Annotated in this window: 19 protein-coding genes; 3 read left to right on the plus strand and 16 right to left on the minus strand. The window is 41.7% G+C overall.

The annotated features are described in order from the left end of the window. Positions 1-53 precede the first annotated feature (53 nt). Both gyrA and WG989_RS17130 read right to left on the minus strand, forming a co-directional pair. Positions 54-2,591, minus strand: a complete 2,538-nt coding sequence (gyrA, locus tag WG989_RS17125; RefSeq protein WP_340431268.1) for a DNA gyrase subunit A — start codon at positions 2,589-2,591, stop codon at positions 54-56. A 152-nt stretch (positions 2,592-2,743) separates the two neighbouring features. Then, positions 2,744-3,631, minus strand: a complete 888-nt coding sequence (locus tag WG989_RS17130) for a DUF6089 family protein (RefSeq protein WP_340431269.1) — start codon at positions 3,629-3,631, stop codon at positions 2,744-2,746. 171 nt (positions 3,632-3,802) lie between these two features. On the opposite strand from WG989_RS17130, the gene WG989_RS17135 reads away from it, so the two are divergent. Further along, the gene (locus WG989_RS17135) at positions 3,803-4,858 is read left to right on the plus strand and encodes a tryptophan 2,3-dioxygenase family protein (RefSeq protein WP_340431270.1); all 1,056 of its coding nucleotides are present in this window, start codon (positions 3,803-3,805) and stop codon (positions 4,856-4,858) included. 110 nt (positions 4,859-4,968) lie between these two features. After that, a complete protein-coding gene (locus WG989_RS17140) occupies positions 4,969-6,432 on the plus strand; it encodes a cryptochrome/deoxyribodipyrimidine photo-lyase family protein (RefSeq protein ID WP_340431271.1) in 1,464 nt (487 codons plus the stop codon). A 202-nt stretch (positions 6,433-6,634) separates the two neighbouring features. On the opposite strand, the gene WG989_RS17145 is transcribed toward WG989_RS17140, so the two are convergent. The 5 genes from WG989_RS17145 to WG989_RS17165 all read right to left on the minus strand — a co-directional run bounded on the left by WG989_RS17145 (position 6,635) and on the right by WG989_RS17165 (position 12,572). After that, positions 6,635-7,993 (minus strand): alpha-amylase family glycosyl hydrolase, encoded by a 1,359-nt coding sequence (locus WG989_RS17145; protein ID WP_340431272.1) that lies wholly within the window; start codon positions 7,991-7,993, stop codon positions 6,635-6,637. Between the two features lie 97 nt (positions 7,994-8,090). Next, the gene (locus tag WG989_RS17150) at positions 8,091-9,218 is read right to left on the minus strand and encodes a cysteine desulfurase family protein (RefSeq protein ID WP_340431273.1); all 1,128 of its coding nucleotides are present in this window, start codon (positions 9,216-9,218) and stop codon (positions 8,091-8,093) included. Positions 9,219-9,311: 93 nt separating this feature from the next. Continuing rightward, on the minus strand, positions 9,312-10,682 hold the full coding sequence (gene glmM, locus WG989_RS17155; RefSeq protein WP_340431274.1) for a phosphoglucosamine mutase: 1,371 nt from the start codon (positions 10,680-10,682) through the stop codon (positions 9,312-9,314). Positions 10,683-10,839: 157 nt separating this feature from the next. Continuing rightward, positions 10,840-11,835: a DNA polymerase III subunit delta gene (holA, locus tag WG989_RS17160; protein ID WP_340431275.1), complete on the minus strand. Its 996-nt coding sequence runs from the start codon at positions 11,833-11,835 to the stop codon at positions 10,840-10,842. A 2-nt stretch (positions 11,836-11,837) separates the two neighbouring features. Further along, complete coding sequence (locus WG989_RS17165) at positions 11,838-12,572, minus strand: 3'-5' exonuclease (RefSeq protein ID WP_340431276.1); 735 nt, start codon at positions 12,570-12,572, stop codon at positions 11,838-11,840. A 39-nt stretch (positions 12,573-12,611) separates the two neighbouring features. On the opposite strand from WG989_RS17165, the gene WG989_RS17170 reads away from it, so the two are divergent. Next, positions 12,612-13,598, plus strand: coding sequence for a DUF8428 domain-containing protein (locus WG989_RS17170; RefSeq protein WP_340431277.1), 987 nt, complete (start codon positions 12,612-12,614; stop codon positions 13,596-13,598). Between the two features lie 127 nt (positions 13,599-13,725). On the opposite strand, the gene WG989_RS17175 is transcribed toward WG989_RS17170, so the two are convergent. From WG989_RS17175 to WG989_RS17215, 9 genes are all read right to left on the minus strand, one after another. Next, a complete protein-coding gene (locus tag WG989_RS17175) occupies positions 13,726-17,160 on the minus strand; it encodes a DUF8818 domain-containing protein (protein WP_340431278.1) in 3,435 nt (1,144 codons plus the stop codon). A 201-nt stretch (positions 17,161-17,361) separates the two neighbouring features. Beyond that, on the minus strand, positions 17,362-18,126 hold the full coding sequence (locus tag WG989_RS17180; protein WP_340431279.1) for a succinate dehydrogenase/fumarate reductase iron-sulfur subunit: 765 nt from the start codon (positions 18,124-18,126) through the stop codon (positions 17,362-17,364). A 21-nt stretch (positions 18,127-18,147) separates the two neighbouring features. Next, complete coding sequence (locus WG989_RS17185; RefSeq protein ID WP_340431280.1) at positions 18,148-20,118, minus strand: fumarate reductase/succinate dehydrogenase flavoprotein subunit; 1,971 nt, start codon at positions 20,116-20,118, stop codon at positions 18,148-18,150. A 112-nt stretch (positions 20,119-20,230) separates the two neighbouring features. After that, positions 20,231-20,938 (minus strand): succinate dehydrogenase cytochrome b subunit, encoded by a 708-nt coding sequence (locus tag WG989_RS17190; protein ID WP_340431281.1) that lies wholly within the window; start codon positions 20,936-20,938, stop codon positions 20,231-20,233. Between the two features lie 132 nt (positions 20,939-21,070). Continuing rightward, on the minus strand, positions 21,071-21,892 hold the full coding sequence (locus WG989_RS17195; RefSeq protein ID WP_340431282.1) for a DUF3575 domain-containing protein: 822 nt from the start codon (positions 21,890-21,892) through the stop codon (positions 21,071-21,073). A gap of 106 nt (positions 21,893-21,998) precedes the next feature. Then, positions 21,999-22,565: a hypothetical protein gene (locus WG989_RS17200; protein WP_340431283.1), complete on the minus strand. Its 567-nt coding sequence runs from the start codon at positions 22,563-22,565 to the stop codon at positions 21,999-22,001. 74 nt (positions 22,566-22,639) lie between these two features. Next, positions 22,640-22,891 (minus strand): hypothetical protein, encoded by a 252-nt coding sequence (locus tag WG989_RS17205; RefSeq protein WP_340431284.1) that lies wholly within the window; start codon positions 22,889-22,891, stop codon positions 22,640-22,642. 117 nt (positions 22,892-23,008) lie between these two features. Beyond that, positions 23,009-23,947, minus strand: a complete 939-nt coding sequence (locus tag WG989_RS17210) for a transglutaminase family protein (protein ID WP_340431285.1) — start codon at positions 23,945-23,947, stop codon at positions 23,009-23,011. A gap of 8 nt (positions 23,948-23,955) precedes the next feature. Next, positions 23,956-24,897 carry an alpha-E domain-containing protein gene (locus WG989_RS17215; protein ID WP_340431286.1) on the minus strand — a complete coding sequence of 314 codons (942 nt, stop codon included), beginning with the start codon at positions 24,895-24,897 and terminating at the stop codon, positions 23,956-23,958. Positions 24,898-25,001: the final 104 nt, after the last annotated feature.

The following is a 25,001-nucleotide window of genomic DNA, read 5'->3' on the forward strand; positions in this document are numbered from 1 at the left end:
CTGATCGTTTTTAATTTATGGCTCATTCCAGGTTTCGCTTTTACTATTTTTAATTAGTCCTGTACATCAGATGGTTCAACCGGTACTTCCGTTGCATCCTCTTCGTCCGGCTCATCCATACGGGTAATGGCTGCAATTTCATCGCCTTCATCTACCCTGATCAGTTTCACACCTTGTGTAGCCCTGCCTTGTTCGCTGATCTGGTTTACCTTCATACGAATGGTGATGCCACTTTTACAACTGATCATCAGATCTTCTTTCTCCGTTACTTCGAGCATCCCAACCAACGGACCGGTTTTGTCGGTTACATTGATCGTCTTCACTCCTTTCCCTCCCCTGTTGGTCATGCGGTATTCATCGATCGGCGTACGCTTACCGTATCCTTTTTCACTCACAACTAAAACGGTTCTGGAAGTATCATCCTTATTTACACAAATCATACCAACCACTTCATCGTTATCATCATCCACTTCAATACCGGCTACACCAATGGCTCCACGGCCCGTTGGTCGCACTTTTGCTTCAGGGAAACGAATAGCACGACCACTCTTCACTGCCATCATGATCTCACTGTTGCCATCGGTCATTTTTGCTTCCAGTAATTGATCACCTTCATTAATGGTAATTGCATTTACACCGGTTGCACGACGTCTGCTGAAGTCTTCCAACAATGTTTTCTTGATGATACCCTTCTTTGTACAAAGTACAATGTAATGATTCTTCACAAATTCTTCATCATCCAGGTTGGCCACGTCAATAATTGCACGCACCTTATCATCCGGTGGCAATTGCATCATATTCTGGATAGCACGTCCTTTACTTGTTTTATCACCTTCCGGAATTTCATAACTCTTCATCCAGTAACATCTTCCCTTTTCAGTAAAGAATAATAATGTATGATGGGTAGATGCAACAAAGAGATGTTCTACATAATCTTCTTCTCTTGTTTTACTGCCGATGGCTCCACGTCCGCCTCTGCGTTGCTGACGATATTCAGTTGCAGAAGTACGCTTGATATATCCATGATGTGAAATGGTGATCACCACATCTTCTTCTTTGATGAGATCTTCAATACGCACTTCATTATCCAGGTACGTAATTTCTGTTCTGCGCTCGTCGCCAAACTTATCTTTGATCTCTAATAATTCTGTTTTAATTAATTCATAACGCATAGGTTCATTTGATAAGAGTTCATTCAAATGATTGATCAACTTCATCAGTTCATCATATTCATTCTTGATCTTATCACGCTCCATGCCGGTTAAACGTTGCAAACGCAATTCAAGAATTGCTTTGGCCTGTATTTCATCGAGGCCCCAACCTGCATTGATCAGATTTTCTTTTGCCACATCAGGAGTTGCAGAACTGCGGATGAGTGCGATCACTTCATCAAGATGATCCAGTGCAATGAGATAGCCCAATAAAATATGTGCCCGTTCCTGTGCTTTGCGTAATTCGTATTTCGCACGGCGAACCACCACTTCATGACGGAATTCAACAAACTCAGAAATAAGATCTTTTAAATTGAGTGTACGTGGCCGTCCTTTTACCAATGCCACGTTGTTGATACCGTACGATGTCTGGAGTTCAGTGTATTTAAACAGTTGATTGATGATGACGTTTGCAACTGCATCACGTTTCAGATCAACAACAATACGTGTACCTTCTTTCTGGTTACTTTCATTGTTTACATGAACAATACCTTCGATCACTTTTGTATTTACAAGCTGACCGATCTTATCCGTCAACGCATCCCGGTTTACCTGGTAAGGAACTTCGGTAATAATGATCTGTTCACGACCACTTGTTTTTGTTTCAACCGTTAACTTACCACGCAACACTACCCGTCCACGTCCAAAATGAAAACCTGCTTTGATACCTTCCATTCCAAAGATGGTACCTGCTGTTGGAAAATCGGGTGCTTTTACAAACTGCATCAATTCATCGATGGTGATCTCACGGTTATCGATATACGCAATACAACCATCAATTACTTCACCAAGATTGTGCGGCATCATGTTCGTGGCCATACCAACAGCAATACCGCTGGAGCCATTCACCAATAATTGAGGAATACGTGATGGAAGTACAGATGGTTCCGATTCTGAATCATCAAAGTTGTTCTGGAAATCGACTGTTTCTTTATCAATATCATCCAGCATGCTTTCCGTCATACGTTGCATACGCACCTCCGTATAACGCATGGCCGCCGGGCCATCACCATCCTGGTTACCAAAGTTACCTTGTCCGTCAACCAATCTGTAACGCATACTCCACTCCTGTGCCATACGCACCATTGCATCGTACACGGAACTGTCACCATGCGGATGGTATTTACCTAACACTTCACCCACAACTCTTGCACTCTTTTTGTAGGCTTTGTTGTAGTTCAATCCCAGTTCTTTCATCGCAAAAAGAATACGACGGTGAACGGGTTTTAATCCATCTCTTACATCAGGTAAAGCACGACCAACGATTACCGACATCGAATAATCGATGTAGGCCGTTTTCATTTGCTCTTCGATATTAACGGGAATTATGCGGCCATTTCTATCCGGGCCGTTTTCCATTGCATTTTCAATTTGATCCATAGCTTATTTTGTGCCTTAAAATGAGGCGGCCAAAGATACCGAAAAGCAAGGGGAACAAAGCAGAAACCCAGCCTTTATTTTGACTGTTTTTCAACAATTTACTGCCGTTTGTGGATAAGAAAAACGAGATAGAAAATAAGTAAAAAATGGGGTTAGAAAACATTGGTTGGGCAACCTAATCCGGAGCGGCGTTTTCCACCAAAACGACTGCCACTTCCTGCACCTGATCGATCGCCTCCTGTTAAGCGGTACGTGAGTGTAAGACCAAGAAAATAGTAGTTGTCTTTGTATTGCGGACTGCCTCTTTTTTCAAGATCTACCGGATAGGGATCGTTTGAATGTGTTGGTAACTCGGGTGTGCGGAACGCCATTTCAACTGCTTTTGGACCACGTGCCAGTAACAATGCATTTTGATCGATATAGGAACGGCTTACATCATCCATGTAATCTGTAAACGTTTTGCGATATCCAAATTCAAGCCCCACATCAACCCTGTCGGTTAAAACCATACGCACACCCACTCCAAAAGGAACGGCAAATTGAGTGAGACTGTAAGGCTGCCTGTCGGGATAACCAGCCACACCTTGTCCTTCAGTTGAAAGTGGTTTCAGAAATACTTTGTTCCCTCCCTGATCAAATGCATATGGATTGTTATAAAACCCTCCCAGCCCGCCAAAGACATATGGCGAAAAAACCCGGTTATCCATACCAAGGAAATGATATTCGGCTCCGGCATGGAGTTCAATAATATTGGTTTGGAAACTGAGATTACGCAACTGGTTGGCCGGATTGGCTTGAAAGCGATCTTCGGCTCCCACTTTAGCCACATGCAATCCGCCACGTAACATCACAAAAGGATTGATATCATAACTGGCCCATAAGCCAATTGAATAACGGGCTTGTTGAAACGTAAGTGCTTTGTCTTGCAGATCGCCGCTATAATTTGCGAGCCCACCAAACAGATTCAAACGCAAGTCCTGGGCAATTGAGAAAACACTAACTGTAACGGCGAAAATTGATAAGATCAGTTTCTTTTGCATGATTGTTTTGTTTTGCAAAAATAGAGCCAGTCTTACATGAGGTCGGAGATAAATGAAACGAACGGACTTACTTAAATCGTATGCAAGTTAGCAGATTGCTGTTGTTTTTTGTAATTGGCAGAAGTTCACTGAAAAATCTTTAACCTTGCCGCATATTAAATTGATTGCATTATGAAACCCGATAACGGCCAATACTACCCTTCTTATTTGCGGCTCGAAAGTATACTCGATAGTCAGCATCCCTTAAGTTTTGCAGAAGGACAGGAACCGGCGCATGATGAAATGCTGTTCATCATTATTCATCAGGCGTATGAACTTTGGTTTAAACAGATCTTGTTTGAACTGGACTTTGTAAAAAAGGTATTCAGTAAGGAAAAGGTGGATGATAACAGTGAAGACCTGAACCTTTGCCGCCATCGTCTGCAACGGGTAACACGCATACTTGCCTTGCTGAACCAGCAGGTAACGGTATTGGATACAATGACGCCACTCGACTTTCTTGAATTCAGGAACCTGCTTACTCCTGCCTCCGGTTTTCAAAGCAAGCAGTTTCGTTTAATTGAAGCAACGCTCGGGTTGAAGATGGAAAAGCGTCATCAACAGGATTATTACAAACGCACCAACGAAGGAGGCTTTGCACAAAAAGATTTTGATGAGATCAATTCCATTGAAACCTCTTCTACCATTCTTCAACTGGTGAATCAATGGCTGGAGCGGATGCCTTTTTTTGATGACAAATTCTGGCAGAGTTATAACAACGTATATCCTGCTACGCAAATGCATCCATTCTGGAATGATTACCGTTCGATTTATCAAAACAGCCTGACCGAAAGGGAACAACACAAGCTGTCCGATTTTGATGCACAGTTCATTGCAGAAAAACAAGCTGATGGATCGTTCAGTGATGCAGCGATGCGAAGTGCATTGTTCATTATGCTGTATCGTGACTTTCCGGTTTTTCAAACTTCGTTTCAAATACTTGATACCTTAATTGAAATTGATCATTGGCTGGCAGGCTGGCGACATAAACATTATGTAATGGTGCGGCGTATGATCGGCATGCGTGTGGGCACAGGTAACACAACCGGTGCAGGTTACCTGGAAGGTGCGGTTCAACAGCATTATATATTTAAAGACCTCGCTGCTTTGTCAACCTATTTGATTGAACGGAAACGATTACCAAAGTTGCCGGATGAATTGATTAAGGCGTTGGGGTTTCTGAGTTGATACTGATTCATAAAATAAAAATTGGAATCAAACCACCTGATGGGATGATGCAAGTATTTACTCTGGGAAAAGTTTGTAAACAAAATACATTCTGTTTTGTTGCTTGATGGATGCAGGAATTGATCAATATTGTTTGGTTTAAAAAGGATCTTAGACTTACTGATCATGCTCCATTGGCCGCTGCTGTGAAAAACGGTTTACCTGTATTGTTGCTTCATTTCTTTGAACCTGGCTTGATGGGTGCTGCCGACAGTGATGAACGGCACTGGCGTTTCATTTATGAATCAATTGAAGAAATAAAAGCAAAGCTTCATTACAATCAAATTCACTTCTATTCGCTCCATGCCGAAGTAATACCTGTACTTCAGGAATTAAAAAGCATTTACAATATCAAAGCTGTTTTTTCACATGAAGAAACCGGAAATGCCATCAGCTACGAACGGGATAAAGCAGTTGCTGTTTTTTGTAAGCAACACAACATACAATGGATAGAGCATCCAACCAACGGCATCATACGCGGTTTAACAAATCGTAAAAACTGGAGTGAACGATGGACGGAAACCATGACGTCAGCAGAGCACACGGTGGAGCTCTCTGCAATTCAAGCAGTGCAACTACCAGCATCGTTTGATGTGCATGATGCTTGTGAAACACTCCCAAAAAATCTGACAAAAAGGAATCCGTTGTTTCAGCCAGGTGGAGAAACCGCAGCCTGGCGTTATCTGCATTCGTTTCTAAACGAACGCTACGTTACTTACAGCAGGCATATATCAAAACCGGAAGAAAGCAGAAAAAGCTGCAGCCGCATTTCGCCTTATTTAACATACGGCAATGTGAGTATGAAACAGGTATATCAGGCAACAGTAAAAGCGGCACAAGAAACATCGTATAAACGACCGCTGCATTTTTTTACCGCCCGTCTTCACTGGCATTGCCATTTCATTCAAAAATTTGAAAGCGAATGCCGCATGGAATTTGAAAACCTGAACAGAGGTTTTGATGTGATTCGTACAGAAGTCAATGAAGAATATCTGAAGGCATGGAAAAACGGCGTAACCGGTGTTCCGTTGATTGATGCCTGTATGCGTTGCGTTACGCAAACCGGCTATCTTAACTTTCGTATGCGCAGTATGCTGGCTTCATTTCTAACACATCATTTGTGGCAACCCTGGCAAGCGGGTGCGGCCCATTTAGCCAGGCAGTTTTTAGATTACGAGCCGGGCATTCATTATCCGCAATTTCAAATGCAGGCGGGAACCATGGGTGTGAATACCATTCGCATTTACAATCCGGTGAAGCAAGGGAAAGATCATGACCCTGAAGGTTTCTTCATAAGAAAATGGATACCCGAATTAATAGAAGTGCCTGTTGAGTTTATCCATGAACCTTGGTTGATGAGCAGTATGGAACAACAATTACATAAGCTGCAATTAGGTGTTGACTATCCCCTCCCGATTATTGATGTGCATGCAGCTGCGGCTTTTGCAAGGAAACATTTATGGGATACGAAAAAGTCGAAACCTGTTATTCATGATAATAAACGTGTGTTGGAAAAACATACGAAACGAAAGTGAACTATACACACTTTAAAAAATGAGTTGTACCACTACAAGTGAAACAAAAAGAATTAAAAGAAAATAACCAGTCCAAAAATTTCTATTCTTCTTTTCATCAATCAAATGATCACTATACTTTCCACGAAAACCGGACAGCAGCCAAAATGCAAACCCTCCAGTCATCATTGGAATTAAATATGCAATTGGTTTATCTCCCATTTTAGTAGCTATAAACCAAATACCCCCACGGCGCTAATGCAAAACTTTGTCCGTCGGTGAGCTGTTCTTTTTTATCAACAAATACATTTTGTGCTTCACCGGCAATTGTGCCCTGCACTGTAAATGTTTGTGGTTTGTTTGAAAGGTTGAGTAACACCAACACTTTCTTTCCACCTTTCTCTCTTGTGTAAGCAAATACTGCATCATCATTGGAAGATTGCAACTTGGTATACGCTGCATCTACTGCCAACGCAGGTGTGTTTTTACGCAGTGCCAATAATGTTTTATAAAACGGTGCACGTTGAAATTTGCCGAATGAAATGGTGTCTTTGTAGAAAAAAGAAATCGAATCCAGAAACGGTTCTTCCTGTCCGCTGTAAATTAATGGCAATGTATTTTTCCATGTTTGTGATAACACAGCAAACGGTGCATGTACTGCACCGGGCATGGTGGCATAGTCGGCTTTGTTCCAGCTGTTCTCATCGTGATTGCTGGTGAAATACATTTTAATATAGTTGGGCGGATAACTTTCATCCAAATGACGGATCACTGTGTCCAACACTTTTGCACTCACTTCTCCATTGGCAACTTTTTTCATCTTTGCAAATCCATCCCAGCCATAGCTGGCATGAAAGCCTGCATCATGCAACCAGGCTACATCACCTTCAGCCAATAAAAATATATCAGGCTTTACTGTTTTCAACTCTGTAATGCATCGTTGCCAGAAACTGCGGGGTGCTTCTGCTGCCACATCGCAACGAAATCCATCAATATTTGTTTCTGTTAACCAAAACTTCATTGCATTGATCATACTGTCGTGTAATAATGGATTCCAATAGTTGAGATCACGTGTATCACTCCAGTCGAATGCATATGCAAATTGTCCGTCTTTATTTTTCAGAAAAAAATCTGGGTTCGATTGCATCCAACGATTGTCTGCGCCTGTATGGTTGGCAACCCAATCCGTAATCACTTTAAAGCCCAGTTCGTGTGCTTTGTTCACCAGATTTTTCCAATCTTCTATTGTTCCAAACTCCGGATTCACCGCTGTGTAATCGGCCACTGCATAATAACTTCCCAATTCACCTTTGCGATCAACTTTGCTGATGGGTGTAATGGGCATGAACCAGAGAATCTCTGCGCCCATTTCTTTTAGCCTCGGCAAGTGAGCCTCGAAGGCTTTAAATGTTCCCTCCGGTGTGTATTGCCTTACGTTCACTTCATAAATATTCGACTGCAAAACATAGTCCGGAACAGCAGGTGAAATGGTTCCCGTTGTTTTCTTTTCGACCGTTGTTGTACATGAATTAAGTAAAAGAAATGCAGCGGGTGCAACAAGCAATAGTTGGCGGAGGGTCATATGCAAAAATTTAGAAAAGGGAAAGTAAGGACTTTTTTGATATCCTCCCATTTCTGAGTTAGACCTGTTGCAATTTTATTGAAATACTTTTGAACGATCAGATCAACGTTTTCAGTTTCTCAACCACAATATCCACTTCTTCTTTTGTATTGTATTTGCTGAAAGAGAAACGAACAGGAATTTGATTGGGGTTGCTGTTGATGGCACGAATTACATGTGAACCTTGTTGTGCACCACTGGTGCAGGCGCTGCCACCCGATGCACAGATGCCCTCCATATCCAGATTCATCAACAACATTTCTGATTTTTCTGATTTTGGAAAACTTACATTCAACACTGTGTAGTTGCTTCTGCCCATTGGATCGCCATTGAAGCTGATACCCTTGATCTGCTTTTTCAATTGCTCGATCATATAGTATTTGATGCCTTGTATATGTGCACTTTCTTCTTCGAGTTTTTCAGTTGCGATCTGCAATGCTTTAGCAAAACCAACAATGCCATACACGTTCTCTGTTCCGGCACGCATGTTTCGTTCCTGTCCGCCACCATGAATGTATGGTTTGATGTGAACATTCTCGTTGATATATAACAACCCTGCGCCTTTCGGGCCATGAAATTTATGTGCTGAACCGCTGATGAAATGAACAGGTGTGCTGCGCAGATCAAGCGGAAAATGTCCGATGGTTTGTACCGTATCAGAATGAAAAATGGCATTGTATAATTTGCACAAATTTCCAACCGCATGCAGATCGGTGATGTTGCCGATCTCGTTGTTTGCATGCATCAGCGTGACCAAAGTTTTTTCTTCGTTTGCTGCAAGCAGTTGCTCCAGATGTTCCAGATCAATATGGCCATTGGGAAGAACATCAACATAACTCACTTTGGCTTCGTCGAGATTATCTAAGTATTCTACAGTGTGCAACGTAGCATGGTGCTCAATACGTGATGTGATGATATGTTTGCAACCAAGATCACGAACCGATGCTGTGATCGCTGTATTGGAACTTTCTGTGCCTCCGCTGGTAAAGAAAATTTCTGCAGGATGTGCATTGAGTGTTTTGGCTACGCTCTTGCGTGCATTTTCAATGGCTAGTCTTGTTTCCCGTCCGAATGAATAAATAGAAGATGGATTGCCAAAACCGTTTTGCAAATACGGAAGCATGGCATCTAAAACCTGCGGATCGATGGCCGTAGTGGCGGCATTGTCAAAATAAATACGGGTCATAATAAGGGAAATGAGGCTGCAAAGATAAGGTGTTAGAGTTTGTGAAACTGAGCCGTTGAGCCCCTTCAATACAGGCGGGCGACTCACCACATCTTACATCAACCCCTTTATCACATTCATTACCTCATTTGCCAATGCATCGGCTTTTTCAATTGTTGAAGCTTCCGAATAAACCCGGATGATGGGTTCTGTATTGCTGCTCCGCAAATGCACCCAACTTTTATCGAACTCAATTTTCACACCATCTATGGTATTAACAGGTTGTGAAGCATATTGATCTTTCACTTTTACCAGCAATGCTTTTACATCAGTCTCTTTTGGGAGATCGATCTTTTGCTTGCTCATGAAATAATCCGGATATGTTTTGCGAAGCTCTGCTGTTGTTTTACCGGTTTGTGCAAGATGTGTGAGGAATAAAGCAATGCCGATCAATGCATCCCTTCCATAATGCAATTGCGGATCGATGATACCACCGTTGCCTTCGCCACCGATCACTGCATTTACTTCCTTCATCATCGTTACCACATTCACCTCTCCTACTGCACTGGCAAAGTATTCACCACCATGTTTTTCTGTTACATCTTTTAAAGCACGTGTGGAAGAAAGATTTGAAACCGTATTACCTTTTTGTTTTGATAATATATAATCTGCAACAGCAACCAATGTATATTCTTCACCAAACAAACTGCCATCATCACTTACAAAACACAGGCGATCTACATCGGGATCAACTGCAATACCGAGATCGGCTTGCTGCTTTACCACTTCTGTGCAAAGATCGACGAGGTTTTCAGCAAGCGGCTCAGGGTTATGTGCAAAGTTGCCATGCATATCTGCATGCAAAACAGTATAGTTTGTTACGCCCAATGCTTCCAGCAAAGCGGGTACAGCAACAGCACCTGAACTGTTGATGGCATCAATCACCACCTTGAATTTCTTTTCAGCGATCTTCTTTTTATTCACCAACGGATGCACAAGAATGGCATCAATATGTGTTTGTAATAAACTTTCATCGTAAGAATAGGAACCTAATTCATCCACTCCTGCAAAATCAAATGCTTCTTTTTCTGCAATGCCCAGCATTTGCAAACCAAGTTCAGCACTGATGAATTCTCCTTTTTCATTTAAGAGCTTTAGTGCATTCCATTGTTTTGGGTTATGCGATGCCGTTAAAATAATACCTCCCGCAGCTCCTTCAAACTTCACCGCCATTTCAACGGTGGGTGTTGTACTGAGGCCGAGATCGATCACATCCAATCCCATACCGATCAAGGTATTCACCACCAGGCTGCGCACCATTTCGCCACTCATCCGTCCATCACGACCGACAATTACCTTTTTGCCTTTGCCAAGAATCGTTGCATATGCTGCCGTGAATTTTACAATATCAACAGGTGTTAAATTATCACCGGGTGCACCACCAATGGTACCACGAATGCCGGAGATCGATTTCATTAAAGCCATGACTGATTTATGATTTTAGATTTGCGATTGCAGATTTGCTGCGAAGGTAATGCTTGTTGTTTGATTGAAATGTGTTGATGCAACCGTATGCGTTGAAGGATGTGTATCTCGACTGCGCTCGATACATATCAAAACACCCTTCGACTGCCGCTCAGGGCTACATCATCATCTTATAGATCATCTCTTTCAACAGTGAAGCATCTTCTGTACCCACATCACCTACGCCGACACTTCGCAAATTATAATGATGCATGAGTAATAAAGCTGATTGCACGCCTTCAAATCCGTAAATGTTTGCTGATGCCTTGTAATCTTTCAAAAACCAGGCATTGATCCCTGTTTGTGCTGCTACAGTTTTATCATCGCCCTGCGTTCCAAACAACATAAACACTTTGGAAAAATAACTGTAAAGTGATGGCAACACTAATTGAATGGGTGCAGCTTTTGGATTGCCTTCAAAATACTCAACGATCTGTAACGCTTTCGACAGGTTCTTTTTACCAACCGCATTCTGCAGTTCAAACACATTGTATTCCTTGCTAATGCCAACAAATTTTTCAATGTCGTCGTCGTTAATTGTTTTACGATCGCCGAGGTTTAAGATCACTTTATCTACCTCGTTGGCAATACGACTGAGATCGTTCCCGATATGATCAACTAACAAGTGAACCGCTTTTTGCGTTGGCTGATAACCTTTGTGTTCGATCAGGTCCTGGGTCCAGGCAGGCAGTTCATTATCGTACATTTTTTTTGTACTGATCACTTCGCCTTTTTCTTTCAACAGTTTGGCCAGCTTACTTCTACCATCTACTTTTTTTTCTTTGTGCGCCACAACAAAAACGGTAGAGACCAGTGGATTGCCGATATAACTTTCCAGCTTGTCGATGTCTTTCATTTGCTGGGCTTCTTTCAATATCACCACCTGCTTATCAGAAAACATGGGATAACGCATGCAGGCATTCACAACATCGGCCCAACTGGAATCTTTGCCATAAAAAACGCTCAAATTAAACCCTGCTTCGGCTTCACTTAAAATTTTATGTTCAGCAGCGTCAACCAATTGATCGATGTAATAATCTTCTTCTCCTTCAAACCAATAAACCGGTTTGAACTTTCCCTTTTTCCACTCATTCAGAATTTTATCAATATTCATACTCAATCAGCAATGAAAATATTTTCCTGCGGCAGCAAAGGTAATTGTTGAAAGCGAAGAAAAACCTGTGCGGTAGCAATCACATCTTTCTGGCAATACTCCACCAGTTTCTTCATATTTTTTTCATTGTAATAAATATCTTTTACCTGGCTTCCGTCAATTCCATCCTTTGGTGTTGGAATACCGAGGCAATTAGCCAGCAAGTGAAGCGATGTGTAGTTTTTGTAATCACCAAACTTCCAGAGTTGCATGGTATCAATAAGATTTGTTTCCCATGGCTTTTTGCCGCTTAATTGCAGAAAGGAAGGCAGCGGCAGGTTTTGCATCATCATCCGTCGGCTTATGTACGGTATATCAAATTCTTTAATGTTATGCCCGGCCAACTGCATGTGCGGAGCCGTTTTCGAAAATTTCTCAATTGCCTTACTGAATTCTGCTAACAGTTGTTTTTCGTCATCGCCGGCGTACGACTTTACCCGAAAACACAAACGGCTGCCTTTATCAACATAAAAAAAGCCGGTGCTGATACAAATTATTTTACCGAATTCCGCCTGTATTCCGGCCTTTTGTACATACATTTCTGCAGCCGAAAAATTTTCTGGCATGGTTTTGGAAATTTTGTCTGCCCAGAGAACTTTCCATAATTCCGGCAGTTCTTCAAACGATGAATACTGTGGCACTGTTTCAATATCCAGTACCAGTACTTGTTCGGGTTGATGGTGTTGCTGGTTAGTCATAACTTAAAAATAAATTTTTAAACTTTAAAATCAAACATTATGTCTTATTCAAATTATCCTTCAGCAGCTCCTCAGGATACTCCTCCGCCAGCTCAAAAGAAAGACAGTCGTGGACTGATCTACGGTTTGTTGATCGCCGCATTACTTGGCACATGGGGTTATATTATCTGGGACAAATCAAAAACCAAAGAAGTAACCACGCAACTGCAGGCGCAACTTAGCACAAGCGATAGCAGTAAAAGTGCAGTTCAAAACGAATACAATGCAGCATTGCAGCGTTTGGATGAATTGACCAGCATGAATGCAAGCATGGACAGTTTGGTGAAATCTAAGAACAGTGAAGTATCGAGTATGAAGAGTCGTATTCAAACTTTGCTGAACAAGCAGAACAAAACAGCTGCTGATCTTGCAGAAGCAAAACGCCTGATCAATGAGTTGAATGAAAAAGTTAGCAGTTATGTAGTTGAAGTTGAAACATTGCGTGGCGAAAACCTGCAACTGAAAACAGAAAAGCAGGAAATAACTACACAAAAAGAAGCGTTACAGGTGCAGTACGATCAAACTACAGCTGAGAAAATGGTTGTAGAATCAAAACTGGATGTAGCGTCTACATTGAATGCTTCAAACATCAACATCGTTACAATTGACGAGCGCAGAAATGGTAAAGAAAAAGAAAAAGATGTTGCAAAGCGTGTTGACAAGATCCGTTTAACATTCAACGTTTTCAACCGTGTGGGTGAAGAAGGTGCAAAAGATGTTTATGTAGTGATCACAGATCCTACAGGACAAGTAGTAAGTAACGAAGCATTAGGTAGCGGTCGTTTCACAACAAGAGATGAAGGTGAAAGAGTGTTTACAAAAATGACCAACTTAACATTTACTCCCGGCAAATCAGTTCCTGTTTCAATTGAGTGGAAGCCAGGTGCAAAATTTGCAGAAGGTGCGTACAAAGTTGAAGTGTACAACAACGGATTTAAAATTGGCGAAGGCAGCAAAACATTACGCAAAGGTGGATTGTTCAGCTAAGCATACATAAGCATACATACACGTTGATGGTTTATTAGTGAGGCGGCAGATTTATTCTGCCGCTTTTTTTTGGTGGGCACGTCAGACCAAAAAAGGAGGTAAAATTTCGCAAAGAAAAATAAAGTAATTAAAACAACGCCCTCACACTTGCTCTTCCTGTATGAATAGCTTTGGATTCGCCGGGCTTACGTCCTTCGTAGGTAAAATTAATTTCCATATTATTGGCAAGTCGGCGTGTAAGATCAAGATTCCAGATAAAATTTTTACCTGGCAACAATGCATCTAACATAATAAAAGCAACAGTTGTATTGGTAGCACCATCGAACCGGATATTACTGAATTGAAATTTTCCATTCAGCGTACTGCTTGATAAAACATTGTAGCGCATCTCTGTAATGATGGAATTGATGGTTGCCCGTTCTTTTTGCCCTTCCTGATTTTGTTTATCTTCTAATTTGTAGTTGAGTGAAAGACGAAACTTTGTTCCTTTCTGAAAACTGATAGAAGGTTCCGTTACAAACTGTGCAAGGTTATAATTCCTGTTTCCAAACGAAGGCGTTTCCAATTGATTTTTAATTGACTTTACAGATACATTCGTTGAAAAACTTTTGCTCAGATTCCAGCGGATACGACCCGACAGATCACGAAGTGTTCTTGTTTCCAACCCATAGGTTAAAATAGAGCGTCCCTCGTTACGGATATGCGTAACATCAAATCCCCACACGGTGCTGGTGCGGTTAAAGAAAAGTGTATTGGTAAGAACAGAACTGAGTGAGATCAAACTGGTGTCCTGCGTTGGTTTGGAAAACGGATCAAGGTTGAAATTTTTATCAGAGATTTCTTTTTTGAAGATCTGCATTCCCGATTGCAAAGAAATACGAGTCAAAAATTTACTGAACCCTTTTGCTTTGTTGATATCGATCAATGCTCTCGGGCTGAGGTTGAAGCTGTAGTTGAATTGATTGTAATTCGCCCGTATAAAATCAAGTGTTGGTGTAAACACACGAATATATCGTGCCTGATCCTGGTACAAGGCTACTTCAAATTCATTCAATTGCGGAATGCCATCGGAATTATAATCGTTCCATGTAAATTCACCTTGCCCGGCAGGTACTTCCAGAAAAGAATAATCCCTGCGTTGTTCCTGACCACTTCCTACTTCGTACAACACGTTTCCTGTTACCATGCCCTTCCATTCGTTGATAAAATATTCCGCACGGCTTAATAAGGTACGTTCCGGCTGCTGACCGGTAATTTGTGCATTGTACACTTTCAACTCTCTCACGGTGGCGTTTAAGCGAAACTGATGTTTTTCACTATTCATCAGTTCCACGTATGCATTGTAGTTAAAGCTGCGGTCGGTTTGTTCGAGTGCTTTACCCAATGGAAGTTTATCACGACGTGTAAAAAAACTCACACCCCATTTATTGGCAGCTTCCTTTGAACGGAGAAATAGCGTCCATGTATCCCACATAAATGTAAGCGCCGATAATGAATCAGTTAAACGGTTACGTGTTTCGTTTTGTTCCAGATAGTATTGTCCACCGATCTCGATATTATCTAATTTTTCAAATCGTTTTTTAAGATCAACCGTTGGGCGAAGGAAGAATCCTTTGTTGAAACCACTATCGGTCGACGAATAATTTATGTTTCCGGTCCAGGTCCATCCTTTCTGTTGAAAACTATGTTGCAGTATCTGGCGATAACCTTTGAATAAGGTTCCCCGCTGATAGTTCTGAACAGTGTAACTGAATTTGTGCATGTTGGTTCGCATCAATTCCAACCCTGCAATTGCCAACAACTCTTTTTCCTGTTGCAGAAAAATGGGAAGCCCCCACTCTCTTGTAAACTCAACGGGGCGTAAGCGTTCCAATGCTCGAAAACTTTCCTGTACATATTCATAACTGCCCGTGAGTTTATATGTCAATGGCTTTTTTGGATTGCCTTTGAATTTATTTGTGTATTGTAAGGCCATGCGACCTGCAACTCCATCATCATTACTTTTTTCTTTGCGTGAAAGTGTATTGATATCAAACCTGCTGATGGCCAGTTCGGATTTAATGAGAAAATTTTTGTTAAGCTGATAATCGGTTCCCACCGTCATCATTTGCTGTGTACGTGGGGCTACCAGCCGCACAGCCGGTGCATACCGTCCCAACCTTACACCATTCTCAGGAGCGATCCATTTGAAGGTTCGGCCATTTGCACCCGATTGCTCCAGTACATAATCACCATTGCCTTGTCCCACATCGGTAAACGATGCACTGAACACATCCGGCTGATCGATAGTTGTATATACCAACACCGAATCATAAGTAATACTGTTTACAGTTGAATCAGTCATGCGATACACAATTCGATTGGCAGCAAACGTATCACGCACAATCGATGGATACAATGCCGTTTCCACTCTGTCGCCCACATCAAAGAGAAATTGCTTTTGTTCTGTTGTGAGAAACTGGTTCACGGATGTGTTCTTTGAATCAGCATTTGAAAATGCATTGACCCTTACCGTTAGTTTTTCATTTAGTTTTAATTCGTTGCCAACAAAAAACTGTGAGTTGAGAAAATTCCTGTCGGCATATTCAAATTCCACTTGTATGCGTCTGTCTTTGTTGATCATTCTTCTTGGCGTGAAAGTGATCTCAGCCGTATTGTAATTGATCACATAATCCTGGTCTTCTCCACGCTGCATTAATTCGCCATCAATGAACACACGTTCTGTTCCTGCAAGTACAATAAAGAACAGTTCACCATTTGGGCCCTGTAAACGATACGGCCCCTGGTTACCTTCCTGTCCTTGAAAAACATAGCGATTGAATTTCCCCTTTGCGATAGCGCCCGAAACCATCGTGGAATTTTTACCGCTCTTGAACACATTGCTTTCGTTTTGAAACGAGATCCCCTGCAGACGTTTGAAAAAGCTGAGGAAGTAAGCATCGTTTCGTCGGATATCAATATCACCTAAGTTAAGTTGCCAGCCTTTCTTTTTGAGTTGGATCCACACACGGTCAAATTCATTCAACTGCTGCGTATTGCCTTCTGCCTGTACAGGAATATTATTATCAGTTAATGCAGCAGACAGCATCATACTATCGCCGATCATTCCATTGATCTGTAAATTCAATACACCATTCACTACTGCATCCTGGTTATTGCCAAATGAAATGCCACGGCCAAAACTTCCGTTATAATTCACATTGCCAAAATCGAACATGCCTTTGCCAAATCCTGTATTCTGATCGATGGTGATGGGTGTTGTCATGAAGTTGTTCTTCACATCTTCAAAATTCATACGCTGTACCTGTGCATTCAGTTTGTAGGGAAATACCCTGTACGTTACCGTTACAGAATCCATAGCCGGAGGATTGATCCAGAACAGTTGTGCATTGATCGCATCTACACGGTAACTCTCCGCAGCTATTCCTGCAATAATGATCGATTTGGGCACCAAACTCAGCGAATCAATTTTAACGGGAGTTGTTTTTGTGCTGATCTTTTTCGTCCGGAGATTCGATAAGGAGTTGGGCTGCTGTGCAAACGACAGCAGAGAGGATAGCAATACGGCGATGAAAAAGACGAGTTTTCTGATAAGTCAGTGGTTTTCAGGATAAGAATGCATAAAAGTATAATTTATTGTGCTAACCAGCCCTTCAGGGTTTTTAAAAACCCGGAGGGCTTCCCAAAAAAAAGAAAAGACCCCGGTGAGGAAGTCTCTTCTTGATTGTATGTTGAACAGTCACCCTGCGGGTGAACAGTCAACTTATTTTGTAGCAGTTAAACTTGCAACAGCGTATTCAGCATTCAAACGTGCAATATTCGTCAATGAAATCTCTTTCGGACAAACAGCTTCACAGGCACCTGTGTTTGTACACGCACCAAAACCTTCTTTATCCATTTGCGCCACCATATTGAGCACACGTGTTTTCTTTTCCGGTTCACCCTGTGGCAGTTGGTTGAGATGCGCCACTTTCGCACTCACAAATAACATTGCTGAAGAGTTTTTACAAGCGGCAACACATGCACCGCAACCAATACAGGCTGCAGCAGCAAAGGCTGCATCGGCTTTTGCTTTATCAATAGGCAATGCATTTGCATCAACCGCATTACCGGTATTTACACTGATATACCCACCTGCCTGAATGATACGATCGAATGCTGAACGATCGACCATCAGATCCTTGATCACAGGAAATGCATTGGCTCTCCATGGTTCTACAACAATGGTATCACCTTCGTTAAACGCACGCATATGTAACTGGCAAGTTGTGTTTGCTTCCCAAGGACCGTGTGGACGTCCATTGATATACATACTGCACATACCACAAATACCTTCACGGCAATCGTGATCGAAAGCAATCGGGTCTTTCCCTTCGCCGATCAGCTCTTCGTTCAACACATCAAACATTTCAAGAAAACTCATCTCCTGCGAAATATTTTTTGCATCGTAGGTTTCAAACGAACCTTTATCGTTGCTGTTCTTCTGGCGCCAAACTTTCAGTTTTACATTGATATTTTTATGTTCCATAAAATCAAAAGCGATTTTAAATTATTTATAAGAACGTTGACTCGGTTTCACCACTTCGTAATTCAACTCTTCTTTGTGTAGTTGCCATTCATGATCACCTTTCAGTTCCCATGCAGCTACATACATATACTTATCATCATGACGTAATGCTTCACCATCTTCTGTCTGGTGCTCTTCACGGAAGTGACCACCACAACTTTCTTCACGGTTCAACGCATCAATACACATCAACTCGCCCAACTCAATAAAGTCAGCTACACGGTTTGCTTTATCTAACTCAGGATTCATTTCGTTGATTTCGCCGGGAATGCGCACATCACTCCAGAACTCATTCTTCAACTGCTGTACTTCTTTGATCGCCTGTTTCAAACCTTCGGCATTGCGGGCCATACCACATTTGTCCCAAATGATCTTACCCAAACGCTTATGAAAACTTTCAACGGTTTTTGTTCCTTTAATATTCATGAGCATGTGAATGCGGTCACGAACTTTACTTTCTGCTTCAGCAAATGCAGGATGATCAGTTGGAATTGCTTTGGTACGGATCTCGTCTGCGAGATAGTTACCGATCGTATAAGGAATTACAAAATATCCATCAGCCAAACCTTGCATCAATGCACTTGCACCCAAACGGTTTGCACCATGGTCGCTGAAGTTTGCTTCACCTAATGCATACAAGCCGGGAATATTCGTCATCAGTTCATAATCAACCCACAAGCCACCCATTGTATAGTGTACCGCAGGGTAAATGCGCATCGGTACTTCGTATGGATTTTCGCCTGTGATCTTTGCATACATGTCAAAGAGGTTACCATACTTCTCTTTCACTACATCCTTCCCCATTTGGGTAATGGTTTCAGCATCGGCATTGATACCACGCTTACCAGCTTCAATTTTTCCATAACGTTGAATAGCGGCTGCATAATCCAAATAAACAGCTTGCTTACTTGAACCAACACCGTAACCCGCATCGCAACGTTCTTTTGCTGCACGGCTTGCCACGTCACGTGGAACGAGGTTACCAAATGCAGGATATCTTCTCTCTAAATAATAATCTCTTTCTTCTTCGGGAATTTCATTGGCCTTGCGTGTATCGCCTTGTTTTTTCGGAACCCAAATACGTCCATCGTTCCGGAGCGATTCACTCATCAATGTGAGCTTACTCTGATGATCACCACTTACAGGAATACAGGTCGGGTGAATTTGCGTAAAGCAAGGGTTGGCAAACATGGCACCTTTCTTATGTGCTTTCCACGCAGCAGTAACATTACTTCCCATCGCATTTGTAGAAAGATAAAATACGTTACCATATCCACCGCTGCATAACAGTACCGCATGACCGAAGTGGCGTTCCAACTCACCTGTTACAAGGTTGCGTGCTATAATACCACGTGCCTTACCATCGATCATTACAATATCCAGCATTTCATGACGTGAATATTGTGTTACATTACCCAATGCGATCTGGCGTTCCAATGCCTGGTAAGCACCTATCAATAATTGCTGTCCGGTTTGGCCTGCAGCATAAAATGTACGTTGTACCTGTGTACCACCAAATGAACGGTTGCTTAACAAACCACCATACTCACGTGCAAAAGGAACACCTTGTGCAACACATTGGTCAATGATGTTTGCACTCACTTCCGCTAAACGATGAACGTTTCCTTCACGTGCACGGTAGTCGCCACCTTTAATTGTATCGTAAAACAAACGGTAGGTGCTATCACCATCGTTCTGGTAATTTTTTGCAGCGTTTATACCACCCTGCGCCGCAATCGAGTGTGCCCGGCGTGGGCTATCCTGGAAACAAAATGTTTTCACCTTATAACCAAGTTCACCTAAAGCCGCAGCGGCAGATGCACCGGCCAAACCTGTACCAATCACAATCACTTCAAGACTGCGTTTGTTGGCAGGGTTCACCAGTTTACAACTGTTTTTATAATTAACCCATTTAGTATCTAACGGACCGGCAGGAATTTTTGAATTGAGCATATCGTATCAAATTCGTTTATCGTACAAATTATAAGGTATTTTTTTTGTAGCCAGCTTTTGTGTTATCTGTTCGGCTGTTGTTGCGTCGCACACTTCAACGTTCTGATCTGTTTTATTCGATCCACTTCAAATACATTGCAACAGGCATCAATGCAAAGAGCACACTTACCAGCAAAGAAAAGCCAAGGCCAATCGTATTTAATAACAACAAATAGCGATTGTTGTTTACTCCAATGGTACGGAAGGCGCTTTGGAAACCATGCAGCAGATGCCAGAACAATGAGATACATGCAACAATGTACACGATCACTACCCATAATTCACTAAAGGTTACTTTCATTAAGCCAAACATATCGTGCATCAATACACCGTTGTATTCAACCGGAAATTCAAGACCGGCTTCTGTAAAACGGGCAGGCACCCAAAAATGACTAAAGTGCAATACAAAAAACAAGAGCAACAGTGTGCCCAGCAATCCCATGCTGCGGCTGTACCACTTACTTCCTTTATTTCCCATCTCAACTGCATAGCCGGTAGACCGTGCTTTTTGATTTTGCAGTGTAAGCATATACCCCTGTACAATGTGCAATACAATACCCGCCATCAATCCAACTTCTAATATCCTGATGAGGACGGTAGAAGCCATGAAATGCGCTGCTTTGTTAAACATCTGACCATTATCGTCGGGGTTAAACAAATCAGCAAAAATGGTCGCATTAATACTTACGTGAATAATTAAAAAGGAAATAAGAAACAAGCCGGTAAGGCCCATCACTAATTTTTTACCAATAGAAGAAGTAAACATCTGCTTAAACGTCATAACAAAATAGTTTTGGGAAGCCGTTGCAAATTTAGGGTATGAACAGTTCCAAAATGCAGATAACTATGATTAATGCAATAAAAAATGCCCTTGAAACAAGGGCATTTTAATTTATTTATGTATTTACTAAAATTAAAAGCGGATACCGATTGTTAGTCCCGCCCTTACACCTGCCCACGGACCATCTACAATTGCCTTTACATTGTTGGCGCTTACATCGGCTGTAATTTTTGTTAACGGAATATCGTTTTCGAAGTCGTTGATAATAGTTCTTATCTCATCTTGCTCATTTGCTGAAAGGCTAGAAGAAGGAACGCCACTCAAGGTTCCTTTACTTACTCCGTAATGACCGCCCAGTATCCACCAATCGAGTGAAACCATTTTACCAATTTGCCATTGTGCGCCAAACATCAATCCGCCGCTGTGAGTTGTTACATCGCCTTTTAGTTTAATGGTATTGGTACCACCTCCGTCAGTATCAAATTCAATTGGTAATTCTTCAGAACTAAACTTTGCAAAACGATAATAAGGGGCAATATAAAAACCACGGCCGTATCCTTTTTTGCTCAGGTAAAACCGCACTTCAGGTGTAATAGCGAAGTTGCCAACTTTCAAATCGTTGAGGGTTTGTGTTACATCGGGATTATCGGTACCAACAAGATCAATGATGGTGCTTTTGAGAGGTAAACCAACCGTTGGCATTGAACGTACACCTAATGCAACCGAAATATGTTTTGTAAGCACACGCTCGTACTGAAACGAATAATTTTTTAAACCCAATGCCATCAGGTTTACTTTTATAATATTCTTTTTTATTTCGGCTTTTTCTTTTGGAGCTTCCGATGGCTGTTGCTTTGAACCACCCGACTGCTCATCCAATGTTGATTGAGCGTTCAGTAAGGTTGTACTGCTGCAAAGAATAGCGGCAAGCAGAATGAGGCGATTACGTTTCATACGTTTTTGTTTTTTTGAAATGTGGATTTGAGTTGACGGGTAAAATTGCAGTTTCTTTTTGCACTAATCTATACCTACAAGGGGGTATTTTTCCCGAACAGGCAAATTAAACTTCCAGGCGCTTATTCAATTCGCCATCAATTTTTTTGAACAGGTGATACGGTTTATAAATGCGCCAGTTATCCAGTTCCATTAATTCAAGATAGCGGTTGAGTTTAAGTTTCTTGAAATCGTATTGGGTTTGTTCAGGCATGTTGAGGATAATGGTCCACCCTTCTTCATCAATACATTCCTCATACCATTCCTCGTAATAATCTTTTTCGCTGCTGTGAAAGTTGAGAACGCTTTCTGCGATCAGAATAAACTTGTAAATCCCTTCTGCCATCAGTTTATCGATCACTTCACGCTTCAGTTCCATGATGTCGTTCTCAATGGCATCATTCCATTCGCCGATCATTTCAATGATGGCATATTTCTCCGCATAATCAGCGATCAATATTTTGAGGTATAAGGTGCGGCTGCCAAACTCATCCCATTGCGGATGGATATAATAATTGTAAACGGTATGTGTAAACTCAAATTCGGAATACTCCCGCCCGAAAAACGGCGAACGCTCATCTTCTTCTGTTACGTAAATGTGGCGCCAGTTATAAAAAGGTTCAATTGTATGCATAGTTATAAGATGCCAGAGCAAAGCAGGCAACTATTGCAAAGTTGAAACTTGAACCGTTAAATAAAAAATTAAAATCAGTTATCGCTGCTATCGTTGAAATAATTCACCAACTGCAGTATGGTACAGGGATGCACATAATTCAGCAAAGTTGCTTTAATGAGATCCTGCAGTTCATTACGGCTCATGCAAAATGCCTGATTTTGTAACGAAAGCTTGTACGCATTGATCTTGTGAAAAGCTAAACGGGCGAGTTGACTGGTGTGGTCTTCAAAAATGATAAACTCATCTGCGATGTGCGACTGATCGTCGAAGAATGGCTTTTTCATTGGATACATCATTTTGGTTTTACAGTAATTGGATAAATTGGTAATGTGAATATAAGTGAAAACTTTTCGATTTACAATAGCTAATCTGGCCTTCACTTTATTTTTACGTGAAACTACTTACTGCTGTGCGGCTTCTTCGGCCTGCTGTCGCTCTGCTTCCAAAGCCGATTCAGTAACGACCATTTGCACATCATTCAATTCTTCAAATACATGTCCATCCTCATAACCAACTGATACATACACCGAAAGTGTTTGCCGGGCCAAGCCTTTAAACGTTCCTTTTACAGGCGAGCAATCATTGAAATGCCGGCCAACAGCCAGCTTTACATGATGAGTTGTGGCCCATACGTTATTTGTAGGATCAATCCCCATCCAGCCGAGCTGCGGAATCCACGCTTCTACCCATGCATGCGTTGCGCCTTCACCCCGCATTCCATTTTTGTTAGGACAGATATAACCACTCACATAACGTGAAGGAATACCCATGGTACGCAACAACTGTAACAGCACATGTGCGAAATCCTGGCATACACCGCTGCGGTGTTCCAATATTTCATCCACCGTTGTTTCAATATTGGTGATGCCTTTGATGTACTTAAACCCGGAGAAAATAAAAGCTGAACATGCTTCCACGATCTGCTTCACTGTTTTTTGATCGCAATCAATTGATAAAAGTATTTCCTGTATTGCCTTAGCCGACTGTATTTCTTCGGGCCTCGCCAATTCAAGTAAATGAAAATCTTTTTCGATGTATTGTAAGAGATCGTTGACTGTTGGTGCAACATCAGAGACTACATCGTGTGCAATTGTACGAACCACCACCCGACTGTCAACCACAAGCGTTTTATGTGCTTCCATTAAACTGAAATCGGCACAGCGGTTACCCCAATGATCTAAAAAGAAAAACATTTCAGGATCGGATGTGATGTTTACGTCGTGTTGTAATATTTCCTGCTGATCAGAAGCAACCGGATAAATACGTAACTGGTTCACACTTTCCTTTACAGGCCTGTTGTAAGTATATTTTGTAACGTGATGTATCTGAAAAACCGGCATCCTTGAATTTAAGCGTACGAGAAAAATTGTTGTCCCAATACATGTGAAAATTTCAACAGGTCCGTTTTGGTATCCTGCAAAAAGCGTTGCAATGTAATTTGTTTGATGGAGCTTTCATCAGCAAATTTTACACGGCTGTAAATACGGCCAAATTCACGGTACATCATTTCCATTTCAGGCGGTTCGTTTTCTTCCAACACTTCTTTCAGATATTTTTCCAAACGTGAAAGTGAATAAATGACCGAGCGAGGAAATTGCTGGTTAAACACAGCCTGGTTGAGCACATTACCATTGATGGCATTGCTTTGGTAATGTTTGAGATGAAGTTCATAACCTGACAATGATAATAACAGGTTGCGCCAGTAAAAAATATCTTTATGTTCATCGAGTTCAAAATCTACCAACTCAAAATGTTTGTACGTAACATCAGCAGTCAATACAGCCCGTTCAATAAAACGTCCAAGACTCATAAAGTTCCAACCCATTCCACGTGGCATGGTGGTATCGGTTACCCCAACATAGGTCAAACAAAGTTTCAACAACCGATCAATGGTTGGTAATGCTTCTGCTCCCGCCAGTTTTTTTTCTAACCCCGATTGATTAACTGTATGATACAGCAGGTTTACTTCTTCCCACACTTCTTTGGTGATATGATCCTGCATGCCTCTTGCATTCTCCCTTGCTTTGTTAATAATGTTACGCAGCGAATTTGGATTTGATTGCCTGAGAATTATGTATTGCAATGTACCCGCAGATGAATGTTCCAGTTCTTTTATTTCATCATTACTTAGATGACTGAATGTTTCCAATACCGGCCGCCATGAATACATGTCGTACGATCCTTTGTCGAGCGACAACACATAATTGGTAAGCAATACACGCAACAACCCTTCTGCCCGTTCCATATAACGGTTCATCCAGAACATTGAATCGGCAACACGAGATAGCATAAATATTAGAGGCCCCCTTCCGACTTCCCCCAATGGGTGAAGCCATCATAGCACAGCCCAGGCTTTTTTAAGTTAATAATTTTTTGTTTCAGTTTTCATTACAA

The sequence above is a fragment of the Lacibacter sp. H407 genome (assembly GCF_037892605.1).
Classification (GTDB): Bacteria; Bacteroidota; Bacteroidia; order Chitinophagales; family Chitinophagaceae; genus Lacibacter.

Coding starts and splice junctions, on each gene's coding strand:
- gyrA (WP_340431268.1), bottom strand. CDS start 2,591: ATGGATCAAATTGAAAATGCAATGGAAAACGGCCCGGATAGAAATGGC.
- WG989_RS17130 (WP_340431269.1), bottom strand. CDS start 3,631: ATGCAAAAGAAACTGATCTTATCAATTTTCGCCGTTACAGTTAGTGTT.
- WG989_RS17135 (WP_340431270.1), top strand. CDS start 3,803: ATGAAACCCGATAACGGCCAATACTACCCTTCTTATTTGCGGCTCGAA.
- WG989_RS17140 (WP_340431271.1), top strand. CDS start 4,969: ATGCAGGAATTGATCAATATTGTTTGGTTTAAAAAGGATCTTAGACTT.
- WG989_RS17145 (WP_340431272.1), bottom strand. CDS start 7,993: ATGACCCTCCGCCAACTATTGCTTGTTGCACCCGCTGCATTTCTTTTA.
- WG989_RS17150 (WP_340431273.1), bottom strand. CDS start 9,218: ATGACCCGTATTTATTTTGACAATGCCGCCACTACGGCCATCGATCCG.
- glmM (WP_340431274.1), bottom strand. CDS start 10,682: ATGGCTTTAATGAAATCGATCTCCGGCATTCGTGGTACCATTGGTGGT.
- holA (WP_340431275.1), bottom strand. CDS start 11,835: ATGAATATTGATAAAATTCTGAATGAGTGGAAAAAGGGAAAGTTCAAA.
- WG989_RS17165 (WP_340431276.1), bottom strand. CDS start 12,572: ATGACTAACCAGCAACACCATCAACCCGAACAAGTACTGGTACTGGAT.
- WG989_RS17170 (WP_340431277.1), top strand. CDS start 12,612: ATGTCTTATTCAAATTATCCTTCAGCAGCTCCTCAGGATACTCCTCCG.
- WG989_RS17180 (WP_340431279.1), bottom strand. CDS start 18,126: ATGGAACATAAAAATATCAATGTAAAACTGAAAGTTTGGCGCCAGAAG.
- WG989_RS17185 (WP_340431280.1), bottom strand. CDS start 20,118: ATGCTCAATTCAAAAATTCCTGCCGGTCCGTTAGATACTAAATGGGTT.
- WG989_RS17190 (WP_340431281.1), bottom strand. CDS start 20,938: ATGACGTTTAAGCAGATGTTTACTTCTTCTATTGGTAAAAAATTAGTG.
- WG989_RS17195 (WP_340431282.1), bottom strand. CDS start 21,892: ATGAAACGTAATCGCCTCATTCTGCTTGCCGCTATTCTTTGCAGCAGT.
- WG989_RS17200 (WP_340431283.1), bottom strand. CDS start 22,565: ATGCATACAATTGAACCTTTTTATAACTGGCGCCACATTTACGTAACA.
- WG989_RS17205 (WP_340431284.1), bottom strand. CDS start 22,891: ATGAAAAAGCCATTCTTCGACGATCAGTCGCACATCGCAGATGAGTTT.
- WG989_RS17210 (WP_340431285.1), bottom strand. CDS start 23,947: ATGCCGGTTTTTCAGATACATCACGTTACAAAATATACTTACAACAGG.
- WG989_RS17215 (WP_340431286.1), bottom strand. CDS start 24,897: ATGCTATCTCGTGTTGCCGATTCAATGTTCTGGATGAACCGTTATATG.